The sequence below is a fragment of the Frigoribacterium sp. PhB160 genome, from assembly GCF_003751785.1.
GTDB lineage: Bacteria > Actinomycetota > Actinomycetes > Actinomycetales > Microbacteriaceae > Frigoribacterium.
This window is the reverse complement of record NZ_RKIE01000003.1, coordinates 560,225-572,303: the sequence shown is the minus strand read 5'-3', so window position 1 is coordinate 572,303 and position 12,079 is coordinate 560,225. Positions and strand designations below refer to the sequence as shown.

General features: G+C 75.5%; 12 protein-coding genes. All 12 read right to left on the bottom strand.

All coding sequences use genetic code 11. From position 1 onward, the window contains the following. Positions 1-155: 155 nt before the first annotated feature. Positions 156-1,328 carry a flagellar hook protein FlgE gene (locus tag EDF38_RS15655; RefSeq protein ID WP_123356981.1) on the bottom strand — a complete coding sequence of 391 codons (1,173 nt, stop codon included), beginning with the start codon at positions 1,326-1,328 and terminating at the stop codon, positions 156-158. A 176-nt stretch (positions 1,329-1,504) separates the two neighbouring features. Continuing rightward, entirely contained in the window at positions 1,505-1,948 is a 444-nt protein-coding gene (locus EDF38_RS15650; RefSeq protein WP_123356979.1) for a flagellar hook assembly protein FlgD, read from the bottom strand. A gap of 55 nt (positions 1,949-2,003) precedes the next feature. Then, entirely contained in the window at positions 2,004-4,361 is a 2,358-nt protein-coding gene (locus EDF38_RS16325) for a flagellar hook-length control protein FliK (protein WP_123356977.1), read from the bottom strand. After that, positions 4,358-5,128 carry a C40 family peptidase gene (locus EDF38_RS16355; RefSeq protein ID WP_123356974.1) on the bottom strand — a complete coding sequence of 257 codons (771 nt, stop codon included), beginning with the start codon at positions 5,126-5,128 and terminating at the stop codon, positions 4,358-4,360. Before EDF38_RS16355 ends, EDF38_RS16325 begins: the two co-directional genes overlap by 4 nt. Next, positions 5,125-5,658, bottom strand: a complete 534-nt coding sequence (locus EDF38_RS15635; RefSeq protein WP_199734759.1) for a flagellar export protein FliJ — start codon at positions 5,656-5,658, stop codon at positions 5,125-5,127. The genes EDF38_RS16355 and EDF38_RS15635 overlap by 4 nt, the downstream gene beginning before the upstream one ends. After that, entirely contained in the window at positions 5,658-7,019 is a 1,362-nt protein-coding gene (locus tag EDF38_RS15630; protein WP_123356972.1) for a FliI/YscN family ATPase, read from the bottom strand. Before EDF38_RS15630 ends, EDF38_RS15635 begins: the two co-directional genes overlap by 1 nt. Continuing rightward, positions 7,016-7,888 (bottom strand): FliH/SctL family protein, encoded by an 873-nt coding sequence (locus tag EDF38_RS15625; RefSeq protein WP_148061525.1) that lies wholly within the window; start codon positions 7,886-7,888, stop codon positions 7,016-7,018. Before EDF38_RS15625 ends, EDF38_RS15630 begins: the two co-directional genes overlap by 4 nt. 144 nt (positions 7,889-8,032) lie before the next feature. Continuing rightward, positions 8,033-9,058, bottom strand: a complete 1,026-nt coding sequence (gene fliG, locus EDF38_RS15620; protein WP_255409881.1) for a flagellar motor switch protein FliG — start codon at positions 9,056-9,058, stop codon at positions 8,033-8,035. A gap of 68 nt (positions 9,059-9,126) precedes the next feature. Then, a complete protein-coding gene (gene fliF, locus EDF38_RS15615) occupies positions 9,127-10,806 on the bottom strand; it encodes a flagellar basal-body MS-ring/collar protein FliF (protein WP_123356968.1) in 1,680 nt (559 codons plus the stop codon). Further along, a complete protein-coding gene (gene fliE, locus EDF38_RS15610) occupies positions 10,806-11,153 on the bottom strand; it encodes a flagellar hook-basal body complex protein FliE (RefSeq protein ID WP_123356966.1) in 348 nt (115 codons plus the stop codon). The genes fliF and fliE overlap by 1 nt, the downstream gene beginning before the upstream one ends. Then, on the bottom strand, positions 11,153-11,548 hold the full coding sequence (locus EDF38_RS15605; RefSeq protein ID WP_123356964.1) for a flagellar basal body rod protein FlgC: 396 nt from the start codon (positions 11,546-11,548) through the stop codon (positions 11,153-11,155). Before EDF38_RS15605 ends, fliE begins: the two co-directional genes overlap by 1 nt. Further along, positions 11,548-11,892, bottom strand: coding sequence for a flagellar basal body rod protein FlgB (flgB, locus tag EDF38_RS15600; protein ID WP_123356962.1), 345 nt, complete (start codon positions 11,890-11,892; stop codon positions 11,548-11,550). Before flgB ends, EDF38_RS15605 begins: the two co-directional genes overlap by 1 nt. Between the last annotated feature and the right edge of the window lie 187 nt (positions 11,893-12,079).

Sequence of the window (12,079 nt, the reverse complement as noted above, 5' to 3'; positions counted from 1 at the left end):
GGGGGGGCTGCCCGGGGGGGGGGGGGGGCCGGGGGGCCCGGGGGGGGGCGCCCCCGGGGGGGGGGGGGGCGGCGGGCGGGGGGGGGGGGGGCCCGCGGGGGGGGGGGGCGGGGGGGGGGGGGCCGCCCCGCGCCTCCTGGTGGGGCCTCGAGCGACTAGCGCTTGAGGTTGGTGAGCTCCTGCAGCACCTCGTCGGAGGTGGTGATGATGCGGGCGTTCGCCTGGAAGCCGCGCTGGGCGACGATGAGGTTCGTGAACTCCTGGCTGAGGTCGACGTTGCTCATCTCGAGCAGGCCGCTCGACAGCGAGCCGACGCCGGGCGAGCCGGGGATGCCGACGGCCGCGTTGCCCGAGTTGGCCGTGGCGCGGTAGCCCGACGAGCCGGTCTTCTCGAGGCCGCCGGGGTTGGCGAACGTGGCGAGCGCGATGCGGCCGACGGCGAGCGACTCGCCGTTGCTGAACTGGCCGACGAGGGTGCCGTCCTTCGAGAGCGAGAAGCCCTGCAGGGTGCCGGCCTCGCGGCCGTTCTGCTCGGTGACGGCGACGGTGTTGAGCGCCGCGAAGCCGGTGACCTTCGACAGGTCGACGGTCACGCCGCCGACGGTCAGCGAGCCGGCGCCGTTCTGGGTGCCGTTCGTGAAGGTGAGGTTCGTCGTGGCGGGGGTGCCCTGGCCGTCGGTGCCGCGGACGCTCCAGCCGCCGTCGGTGCGCGTGAAGGTCAGGGTCAGGGTGCGCTCGGTGCCGAACGCGTCGTAGACCTTCGAGTCGCGCGTCAGCGAGTCGCCGACCGCGGTCTCGGAGGGCAGGTTGCCGCCGACGTTGGCGCCCGTGGTCGCCGTCGCGGGGGCCGCGCCGTTGAGGGGGAGGCTGATGTCGCCGACCGCGCCGCCGTCGTTGACGACGCCGTTCGTCGCCGAGTAGCCCTGGACGATCTTGCCGTCGGCGCTGGTGAGGCGGCCGTCGGCGTCGAAGTCGAACGAGCCCGCACGCGTGTACACGGTGTCGTTGCCGAGGCGCGTGACGAAGAAGCCGTCGCCCGAGATCATCAGGTCGGTCGCCTTGCCGGTGGCCTGCGCCGAGCCCTGCGCGAAGTTCGTCGAGATGCCCGCGACCTGCACGCCGAGGCCGACCTGGGCGGGGTTCGTGCCGCCGATGCCGGTCTGCGGGCCGCCGGCGCCCTGCGTCATCTGCGACAGCGTGTCCTGGAACTGGGTCGTCGAGGCCTTGAAGCCGGCGGTGTTGACGTTGGCGATGTTGTTGCCGGTGACGTCGAGCATGGTCTGGTGCGAGCGGAGTCCGGAGATGCCGGAGTAGAGGGAGCGGAGCATGAGAGCTGCCTTTCAGTGCGGTGCCTGGGAGGCGCGTCCTGCGCGGGTCTGACCGGTCGCGTCCTGCTCCCGGGCGGTGCTGTGGGGTCGTGCTGAGTTCGTGGGTGGTGCTGGTGGTGCCGGTCGGGCCGGCGGGCCGTGCGGGCCGTGCGGGCCGTGCGGGCCGTGCGGGTCGCCTACGGCGTGGTCGCGGCGGTGATGCCGGAGATGAGATCCAACGCGACCTCCTTCCCGCCGACCGTGACCTTCGGGACGGAGTCGGCGAACGAGACGCTGGTCGCCGTGCCGGTGACGGGCTTGCCGTCGGGGCCCTCGTAGCTGACCTGCTTGCCGACCATGTTCGAGGCCGCGATGCGCATCTGCAGCGAGAAGCCCTCGTTGGCGGTGGTGGTCTGGTTGGTGACCTGCTCCATCATCGCCAGCTGGGTGGTCTGCGAGATCATCGCGTTCGTGTCCATCGGCGACGACGGGTCCTGGTTCTTCAGCTGCGTGACGAGCAGCTGCATGAAGATCTCGCTGTCCATCGTCTGCTTGGGCGCGCGCGCCGAGCTGTTCGCCGCCATGGCCGCCAACTGGGCGGCCTTGTCGACGGTTCCGGAGATCTGGTCGATCGAGGGCATCTGGTGGTCCTGGTCTCTGTGGTGAGGGTCGGTGGGGTCGGGTGCGGCCGGCCGGTCAGGCGAGCACGTCGATCGAGGTGGTGGACGAGGAGGCGCGGTGTAGGCCGGAAGCCCGCCCCGCCGCCCCGAGGTCGGCGGCCTCGTCGCCGGGGCGCGGGCCGCGACCTCGGAGGGCCTCCTCCGCGCCCCGGCCGCCGGTGCTGCTGCCGTTGCCGGTCGCGTCGCGGGCGTCGCCGAGCAGGCCGCGCTGGTCGCCGCGGGGGTCGGCGGGCTGGTCGTGGCTGGAGAGGTCGATGCTCGTCGGCACGCCGGCGCCGCCCATGTCGCGGCGGAGGTCGGGCAGGATCGCCCGCACCGCCTCGCGGCCCGCGTCGGACGCGGCGAACATCTCGACGTGCATGCCGTGCGCTCCGACGTGGGCGCGGACGGTCACCGGCCCGAGGGCCTCGGGGCTGACGCTGAGGGTGACGACGTGCGTGCCCGGGCCGGCCGCCGCGAGCGAGAACAGCGGACGGTGCAGCTGCTGCGTGAGCGGGGCGGGCTGGTTCGGGGCGGCGGGCTGTGCCGGGGCGGCGGTCGCCGCGGGCGTCGCGGTCGGGACCGCGGGGGTCGCTCCGGGCAGGGCCGTGGGGGCGGCGGTCGTGGATGGGGCGGTCGTGGACGCGGCGGCGGCCGGGGCCGCGTCGGAGAGGGGGTCGGTCGTGGTGGAGCCGAGGGCGCCCGGGGTGCCGGCGGTCGGGGTTCCGGCGCTCGTCGCGGCGGTCGCGGCGGGTGCGGCAGGGGCGGCGGTCGCGGCGGTCGCAGCCTGCGCGCCGGGCGTCAGGGGCGCCGCGGCGACGGGGGCCGCCGGGCCCGGGGCCGTCGGGACGGGGGCCGTCGTGGGGGCCGGGCCCGCCGGTGCGGAGGCCGGGAGGGCGGTGGCCGAGGCGGTGCTCGCGGGGGTGGGGGCGCCTCCGGACGGGGTGGCGGGGGCGGGCTGCGCCGGGGCGGGCGTGGCGGGGGTCGTCGGCGCGGACGCCGTCGCCGTCGCGAGGAAGGCGGTGCGGCCGGACGTGAGGGCACCGTCACGGAGGGCGGTGGCGTCGTCGGTCGCGACGGTGAGGCCCGTCGCTCCGAGGGCGGTGGGCGTCTGCGCGGGGTGAGGCGCGCGCGATGCGCTTGTGTCGCCTCGCGGCGAGATGTGCGCGGGAAGGGTGACGGGCTCGGTGCCGCGTGCGCCGGGGACGGGTGCTTCGCCTGCAGGCGAAGCGGGCTGGGCTGAGGCCGTGGACGTCGTGGCGGCGGGTGCGGCAGGCCCGGTGACGGGGGTGGCTGCGCCGCCGGGTGCGGTGACGAGGGCCGGGGTGGCTGCCGGGAGCGTCGCCGAGGCGAGCGTGGTGGCGGCGGAGATCGGCGTCGAGGGCGCGGCTCCACCAGCAGCAGCGGCGGCGAGGACGGCGGACGGGGCGGTGGCGGCGAGCGCCGCGGCCGCGCCGGTGGAGGGTGCGGGCTGATCGGTCGTCCCGCCTCCGGGCGAAGCGACGGGGGCCGAGTCCGAGGTGGAGACCGAGTCGGCGGATGCCGGGTGAGGGCGGGCGGAGCCCGAGCGGGAGCTCGTTTCGCCTGGAGGCGAGACAACGGGAACGAGAAGGGCGGGTCCTGCGGCGAGGGCGGCGGACGAGGGGGCGGGGAGCGGGGTGCCGGGGGCGGGGGGTTCCTCGACGAGCGAGGACGGTCCTTCCTCCGGGGCGGCCGGGGCTGCTGCGGCGGCGACGACGGTGGCGGGAGAGCCGGGCGCGTCGGACGGTGTGAGGCGATCCGCGAGGGGCGAGACGGGCGAAGGGGCGGCGAGGGGCTCGGCCGTCGCGGGGACGGGCGGCACGGCGGCGGGCGTCGGTCCGGCGGCAGCGCTGGCGAGGACGGTGGCACCCGCGCCGCGATCGGCGACACCGCCGGTGAGGGCAGCGGGACCGTCGGTGAGGGCAGCCGCACCGCCGCCGAGGGCGGCAGCACCCGCACCGCCGACGAGGGCCGCGGCACCCGCGTCCAGCGCGGCGGGGGCACCGGCGTCGGAGCCCGGGGTGCCGACGGCAGCCGGGTCGGACGCGGAGGGAGCGGCGCCGGCGGCGGCCACGGACGAGCTCGTCGAGGCGACGGGGGCGGCCGCGGGCGAGGTGGGGGCGACCGCCTCGGCGAGGCGGGGGAGGACGTCTCGGTGGAGGCGCGCCTCCTTGGCTGCCTGACGCGCGGCGGGCGACTCGGGGCGCGACGACGCGTGGTCGGGGCGGGCGTGGTCGTGGCGGGCGGCGCTCATGGCGTCGCCGAAGCCGACGGCTCCCGCGCCGGGAACGCCGAGGGCGCCGGTCGAGCGGGCGGGCGACGACGGCGACGCCGGCGCGGCGATCACGAAGGGCAGGGTGCGATCGACGCTCACGAGGCGACCCCCGAGCTCATCAGGCGCTGCAGCTGCGCGGTCATCAGGTCGACCGACGCCGTCGACGACGCGGCCCCGACGCTCGTGGTGGGCGCGATGCCGGCGGTCGCCGTGGCCGTCGCGGGGACGATGCGGCGGATCGTCGCCAGGTCGGAGTCCTTGTACCAGTTGCCCACGATCTGCACGTCCTTGCCGGGACGCGGCGCGTGCAGCACCTTGCCGTCGCCGAGGTAGATGACGACGTGGCCCTCCCCCTTCGGGATGAGCAGGTCGCCGGGCTTCGCCTCGGCCAGCGAGCCGACCTCCGCGCCCATGTCGGCCTGGTCGGGCACGACGCGGGGCATCGTCACGCCGAGGTCCTTGAACACGGTCTGCACGAGGCCCGAGCAGTCCATGCCCGTGCGGTCCTCGCCGCCGAAGACGTAGGGCACGCCGAGGTACTTCTTCGCCGCCTCGACGACGTCGGATCCGACGGCGCCGCTGCCCGAGGCCACGGCGCCCTTGACGGCAGCGGTGGAGGCGGTGGTCGCCAGGCCGCCGGAGGCCGCGGCCGCGCTCGCCGCGCCCGTGCCGAGGCCGGCGCCGGTCGCCGTGCCGGTGCCGCTCGTCGCGAGGGCGTCGGCGAACGCGCCGGCGGAGGCCGCCGAGCCCGTCGAGCTCACGCCCGTCGCGCCGCCGAGGAGCGCGGACGCTCCCCCGGTGCGGAGGGCCTGCATCTGGCTCTGGATGTCCTGGATGCGGGACAGGACGTCGGTCACGGGGCTCATGACGCGCCTCCAGGGGTCGGCAGGGACGAGGGGGACGGGAAGGGCGCGGGGGTCGAGCGCGTCGCGGGGGCTGCGCCGGCGGACCGGACCGCGGGGGCGGAGGGGACGGCGGGAAGCGCGGCCGTCACGGTGCGGCTCGCGATCTCGTCGAGGGCGGACTGCTCGGCGCGGAGGTCCTCGGCGGCGGCGATCACGGCGTGCTTCTCCTCGAGCTTCTCGAGGCCGATGGCGGCGCGGCGGGCGGCGTTGAACGCCTCCTGGGCCTCGGCGGCCTCGGTGCGGCGGCGACCGGCGACGGCGTCGAGCTCGCTGAGCATGCCGCGCGACGAGGCGCGGGCCGCGGCGACGGCGCTGAGCATCGCGGCGTCGGTGACCTCGGCCGGGCCGTCCTCGAGGGTGCGGCGGGCCGCGACGCGGCGGTCGGCGGCGTCGCGCAGGCGCTCGTTGGCGTCGGCGAGGCGGCCGGCGGCCTGGTCCTGCTGGGCGTGGCGGAGCCGGAGCAGCCCGACCAGGGAGAACGTGCGGGCCATCAGGCACCTCCGAGTCGGGTCGTCAGCTGGACGAGGCGCTGCCACGAGTCGTGCGCGGTCGCCCGCTCGTCCATGCCCTGCTGCAGGAACGCGTCGATCGCGCCCTGGTGGTCGACGGCGGCGTCGACGAGCGGGTTCGTGCCGCGCTGGTAGGCGCCGACGTCGAGGAGGTCCTGTGCCGCCTTGCGGGCCGCCATGACCTTGCGGAGGCCCGTCGCGACCGCGCGCTGCTCGCGCGACGTCACCTTCGAGGCGACGCGCGAGACCGAGCCGAGGGCGTCGACGGACGGGAAGTGCCCGGTCACCGCCAGCTTGCGGTCGAGCACGACGTGCCCGTCGAGGATGCTGCGGGCGGCGTCGGCGATCGGCTCGTTGTGGTCGTCGCCGTCGACGAGCACCGTGTACAGGCCCGTGACGGACCCGACGCGGTCGGTGCCCGCGCGCTCGAGCAGCTCGGCGAGCACCGAGAAGGTCGACGGCGGGTAGCCGCGGGTCGCCGGGGGCTCGCCGACCGACAGGCCGATCTCGCGCTGCGCCATGGCCACGCGGGTGAGCGAGTCCATCATCAGCACCACGTCGGCGCCGCGGTCGCGGAACGACTCGGCGATGCGGGTCGCGACGAACGCGGCCCGGAGGCGCATGAGGGCGGGCTCGTCGCTCGTCGACACGACGACGATCGAGCGCGCGAGGCCCTCGGGGCCGAGGTCGTCCTCGAGGAACTCGCGCACCTCGCGGCCGCGCTCCCCCACCAGCGCGATGACGCTGACCTGCGCGTCGGAGCCGCCGGCGATCATCGACAGCAGCGACGACTTGCCGACGCCCGAGCCGGCGAAGAGGCCGACGCGCTGCCCGCGGCCGACGGTCGTCAGCGTGTCGAGCACGCGGACGCCGAGCTGCAGGGGCGTGTCGATGCGGGCCCGGTGCATGGCCGAGGGGGTCTCGTGGTCGAGCGTGACGAGGTCGACCGGGCGGCCGTCGGCGCCGCGCAGCGGGCCCTTGCCGTCGATCGGGCGACCGAGGCCGTCGAGCACGCGGCCGAAGAGCGCCTCGCCGGTCGGCACGAGCAGCGGGCGCCCCGTCGAGCGGGCCGGCATCCCGGCCGTGACGCCGACGAGCCGGCCGAGGGGCATGCAACGGACGCCCTCGGGACCGGTCGCGACGACCTCGGCGAGCGCGTCGGCCCCGGGACGGTCGCCCAGCGTGACGACGTCGCCGACGGCGGCGTCGAGGCCCTCGATCGTGAGGCCGAGGCCGACGGCGCTGACGACGCGGCCGACCCGCTGCGGACGGGCGGCCCGGCGGGCGGCGGCGAGGCGGCTGCCGAGGCGCGGCGAGACCGCGGGAGGCGCGGTGAGCGTCACGAGGCCACCTCGCCGAGGGCGATGGTCGCGCCGGGCACCGCGGTGCCCGGGCCGTGCGGGGCGCCGGCCGCGTACGGGGTACCGGTCGCGTCGAGGACGGTCGAGGCGTCGGCGTCGGGCACGGCGGCGGCGTCGAGCAGTGCCTCGCGGGCCCGGTCGAGGGCGGTCGCCAGGCGGGCGTCGACGAGGCCGGTCGCGAGCTCGGCCTCGGCGTCGCCGGGACGGAGGCGCGGGTCGGCGACGACGACGAGCCCGGCGGCGCGGGCCGCCTCCTCGACGTGCGCGACGTCGGACGGCGCCAGGCGCACGCGGTGCACGAGGGCGGGGTCGACCCCCTCGAGGGCGCGGGTCACGGCGGCGCGGGCGGTGCGGCCCCCGCGCGGGTCGTCGCCCGCCACGGGCTCGGACGCCGCGATCTCGTAGCCGACCACGGCGGAGGCGAGGTCGAGGGCGGTGGCGACCAGCGCCTCCTCGGCGTCGGCCAGGAGGGGCAGGGTGCGGGTGTCGAGCGCGCGCGCGGCCGCCTCGAGGGCGACGGCGCGCTCGGCGACGTGCTGGTGCAGGCGGGCCTGGGCGTCGGCGAACTCGGCCTCGAGCGCGGCGCGGCGGGCGGTCAGCTCGGCCTCGGCGGAGCGGAGCCCGACGGCGTACCCGGCCGCGTGGCCCTGCGCCTCGGCCCGGGCCCGGACGGACTCGGCGGAGGGGACGGGGTGCGTGAGCGTGGCGGTCGCGGCGGCGCTCGCGGTCGCAGCGCTGCTCGCGGTGCTGCTCGCGGTCGGGGCGGTGCTGGCCGCACGGGTCCCGGTGAGCGACGGGTACACGACGCGCGAGAAGGCACCCTGCGAGGGGGACGTCACGGGATCGGGCATCACGGGGCCGTTCAGGCGAGAGGGCGTGCGGCCGATCCGTGGCCTGGGGTGGGTGAGCGATCCGTGCTCAGGTGCGACTCTCGGCGGCGGGCCGGGTCGCGTAAGCAGTTGCCCCGAACGGGGGCGGCGACGGCAGGCGCCGGGCTACTCGACGAGGGCGTCCTCGTCGGCGCGGTGCACCGTGATGGCGCCCTGGGCCTCGAGCTCGCGGATGGCGCGGACGACCTCGGCCCGCGCCTCCTCGACCTGCGACTTGCGCACCGGGCCCATGGCCTTGATCTCGTCGTCGAGCAGCTCGCGGTTGCGCTCCGACACGTTGCCGCGGATGACCTCGGTCACGGCGGCGAGCGCGCCCTTCATGGCGGTCGCGAGCACGGCGGCGTCGATGCCGCGCAGCACCTGCTGGATGTCGCGCGACTCGAGCTTGACGATGTCCTCGAAGGTGAGCATGCGTGAGCGCACCTCCTCGGCGAGCACCGGGTCGCGGGCGTCGAGCCCGTCGAGCAGGGCGCGCTCGGTGGCGCTGTCGCTGCGGTTGATGATGTCGACGAGGGGCTGGATGCCGCCGACGACCTCGACCTGCTCGCGCGGCGCGACGACGGCGCCGGCCCGCACCTTGAGGGTGGTGGCGACGATGCCGACGGCCTCCGGGGTCGCCGTGCCCATCGTGGCGATGGCCTGGGCGACGTCGGTGCGGACGTCGGGGTCGAGGCCGGCCAGCACGGCCGACGCCTGCTGCGACCGCAGGTGCGCGAGCACGAGGGCGATCGTCTGCGGCAGCTCGCCCTCGAGCAGGGTGATGACCTGCCCGGGGTCGGCCTCGTCGAGGAACTCGAAGCTCTTGCCCATCGCGTTCGACGCGAGGCGCTCCATGACGCCCGCGGCCCGCTCCGAGCCGAACGACGCCTCGAGCAGCCCGACGGCGACGTCGTGGCCGCCGCGACGCTGGTAGCGCCCGCTCGTCGTGAGGTCGTGGAACTCGGCGACGGCCGACTCGGCGATGGACGGGTCGACCCGGCGCAGGCGGACGATCTCGGCGGTGATCTCCTCCGCCTCCTCCTCGCTGAACTGCTTCATGACGGTGGCCGCGCGCTGCTGCTCCATCTGCATGAGGATCACGGCGACCTTCTGGGCGCCGGTCAACGAGGAGGCGCCGCCCGCGACGCCCACGCCGCCCCCGGCACCCGAGGCGCCCAGGGCCACCGCGCCCGAGCCCGGGCCGGCGGCGGGGACGAGGCTCACGCTCCGGCCTTCTGGTCCATCAGGCCGCGGAGGAGCTCGGCGGTCTTCTCGGGGTCGCGCTCCGCCATGGCGTCGATCTCGGCTCGCTTGCGCTCGGCCGAGACGAACTCGGGCGAGGGCTCGGGCGCGTCGACCGGCAGGCGCGTGGCCGTGTCGTCGACGAGCATGCGGCGGGAGGCCGAGTCGCCGATGTCGAGCGGCATCGTCGCGTCCCAGGTCTGCGCGGCGTTGCCGGCGCGGAGCTCGCCGAGGTCGACGTCCTCACGGGCCTGGCGGCGGCTGCGCTTCGCCAGCACGATGAAGCCGATGATCGCGGCGATCGCCACGGCGGCGATCGAGCCGACGGTGCGGATGGTGTTCCACATCTGCTCGGCGGCGGCTGCCTTGTCGGCCTCGGCGAGCGCGGCCTTCGCGGCCTCGGCGCCCGACGTGTCGAAGTTCACCAGGGCGACCTCGACCGCGTCGCCGCGGGCGGTGTCGACGCCGGCGGCGTTCGAGACGAGGTCGTTGATGCTCTGCAGGTTGACGTTGCCGCCGACCCCGGCGTCGATCGCGACGGAGATCGTCTGGCGGCTGACCGTGCCGGCCGGGACGCTCATCGTCTCGGTCGTCTTGTCGACCGCGTTGTTCTTCGTCGCCGACTCGTTGACGTAGCCGTCGTCGCCGCCGGTCGTGGTGCTCGAGCCGTCGGCGGCCGTCGTGGTGCCGTTCGGCACGGCGATGTTGTCGGGGCCGAGCACGCCCGTCGACCCGGTGCCGTCGGCACCGGCGCCGCCCGCGCCGTACTGCTCGGTGGTGCTCGACTCGTTGAGGGCGATCGGGCCGCTCGTCGGGGCCGAGAACGACTCCGTGACGCGGGTGCCGGAGTTCTGGTCGAGGTCGGCCGCGACCACGACGGACGAGTTGCCCGCGCCGACGACCTTGTCGAGCATCGACTGCACCGAGGCCTGGACCTTGGACTCGTAGTCGCCCGCCTGGCCGGTCGCGCCTCCCACGGCTCCGGTGCCGACCTGCGACAGCACGGTGCCCGCGGCGTCGGTCACGGCGACGTCGGTCGTCGCCATGCCCTCGACGGAGGCGCTGGTCAGGTTGACGATGGCCTGCACCTGCTTGTCGGTGAGGGTCGCTCCGCCCTGCGTCTCGACGAAGACGGACGCGGTCGGGTCGGCCTGCTCGGAGACGAAGACGCTCTCCTCCGGGATCGCGAGCTGGACGCTGGCGGTCTTCACGCCGTCCATCGCCATGATCGTCTTCGCGAGCTCGCCCTCGATGGCGCGCTTGTAGGTGACGTCCTGCTGGAACTCGGACGAGGTGACGCCCATCGTGTCGAGCAGCGAGTAGCCGCCGTCGCCGCCCGTCGAGGGCAGGCCCGCCGCGGCGGCCGTGAGGCGCTCCTGGTAGACGTTCGCCTCGGGCACGAGGATCGTCTGGCCGCCCGCGGTCAGCTGGTACGGGACGCCGTCGGCCTTGAGCTGCTCGACGATGGCGCTGGCGTCGACCGGGTCGATGCCGCTGAACAGCGGCGTGTAGGTCGGCTTGGTCAGCCAGCTGACGAGCGCGACCGAGCCGAGCACGAGGGCCGCGAGCAGGATCACCGCGATGGTCTTCTGGGCGATCGAGAAGCCGGCCAGGGTCGACCGCATGCGGTCGAGGGAGTTCTTCAGCGCGCTGGGCATCAGGCCTGCATCCTCATGATCTCGTTGAAGGCGTCGACGCCCTTGTTGCGGACGGCGCTGACGAGCTCGAGCGTGACCTGGGCACGCGTGGCCGCGATCGTGGCGTCGTGGATGTCGGTGAGGTCGCCGGTGACGGCCTTGACGGCGAGCGTCTTGGCCTCGCCCTGCAGCTGCTGCAGGCCCTCGACGGCACCGGCCATCGAGGCGCCGAAGGTCGATCCGGAGGCGCTGGGCGCGGTGGTCGTGCCGGTGACGTCGGACGCGCCTCCGGCCCTCGTGAGCGAGCTGACGTCGGCGTAGCCCGACTGCTGGACGGCGCCGATCGCCGGGATTCCTGAGAGGGGCATCAGCCACGTCCGATCTGGAGTGCGGCCTCGTAGGCCGTCTTGGCACGGTCGACGACAGCGGCGTTGGCCTGGTAGCCGCGCTGCGCCATGATGAGGTCGCCCATCTGGGCTCCGAGGTCGATGTCGGGCATGCGCACGTAGCCCTCGGCGTCGGCGAGCGGGTGGTCGGGCAGGTAGGTGACGCGGCCGGCCTCGCTGCCGTAGCGGTCGGCCTTGACGAAGACTCCGGTCGTGCCGTCGCCCTCCTGCACCTCGACGTAGCGCGCCTGGAAGGCGGTGTCGTCCATGCTCTTGACGGTGTTGACGTTGGCGATGTTGTCGGAGACGGCGTCGAGCCACTTGCGGTGCACGGTGAGGCCGGTGCTCGCGATGCCGATCGCGTCGAAGGCGGGCATCAGCTGGTCCGGAACGCGGCGCGGACGGCCGTCAGCTCGGAGTTCATCGCCTGCGTCGCGAACTGGTACCGCAGCACGGTGTCGACGTTCGAGAGCGTCTCGGTGTCGAGGTTGACGTTGTTGCCGTCGAGGCGCGTGGGCTCGAGGCTGCGCTGCGTGGTGGCGTTCACGGCCCCGCTGCCCTGCTCGACGGAGCGGCCGAGCGCCTCCTCGAACTGCACCCGCTTGGCCTGGTAGCCGGGGGTGTTGACGTTCGCGATGTTGTTCGCGATCGTCTTCTGGCGCAGCGAGAGGCCGTCGAGCGCGCTCTGCAGCGCCGCTTGGGTCACGGATTCGAGGGGCATGCCTGTTCCAGGTGCGAGTGGTCGAGGGGCCGATCCGTGGCCGGGGTGTCGAGCGTTCCGTGCTCAGGGCGCTCTATCGGCGCGCGACGGGGTCACGTAAGGGCGTGCCCCCGTAGTGGGGTGGGCGCCGCCGCGCGGCGCCGCGCCGCGCCGCGCCGTCGGGTCGCGTTGCACCGTCGGTCCGGCG

Excerpts from the sequence above, each read along its gene's own strand:
- EDF38_RS15655 (WP_123356981.1), bottom strand. The coding sequence starts at position 1,328 with ATGCTCCGCTCCCTCTACTCCGGCATCTCCGGACTCCGCTCGCACCAG.
- EDF38_RS15650 (WP_123356979.1), bottom strand. The coding sequence starts at position 1,948 with ATGCCCTCGATCGACCAGATCTCCGGAACCGTCGACAAGGCCGCCCAG.
- EDF38_RS16355 (WP_123356974.1), bottom strand. The coding sequence starts at position 5,128 with ATGAGCCCCGTGACCGACGTCCTGTCCCGCATCCAGGACATCCAGAGC.
- EDF38_RS15635 (WP_199734759.1), bottom strand. The coding sequence starts at position 5,658 with ATGGCCCGCACGTTCTCCCTGGTCGGGCTGCTCCGGCTCCGCCACGCC.
- EDF38_RS15625 (WP_148061525.1), bottom strand. The coding sequence starts at position 7,888 with ATGCCCGATCCCGTGACGTCCCCCTCGCAGGGTGCCTTCTCGCGCGTC.
- fliF (WP_123356968.1), bottom strand. The coding sequence starts at position 10,806 with ATGCCCAGCGCGCTGAAGAACTCCCTCGACCGCATGCGGTCGACCCTG.
- fliE (WP_123356966.1), bottom strand. The coding sequence starts at position 11,153 with ATGCCCCTCTCAGGAATCCCGGCGATCGGCGCCGTCCAGCAGTCGGGC.
- EDF38_RS15605 (WP_123356964.1), bottom strand. The coding sequence starts at position 11,548 with ATGCCCGCCTTCGACGCGATCGGCATCGCGAGCACCGGCCTCACCGTG.
- flgB (WP_123356962.1), bottom strand. The coding sequence starts at position 11,892 with ATGCCCCTCGAATCCGTGACCCAAGCGGCGCTGCAGAGCGCGCTCGAC.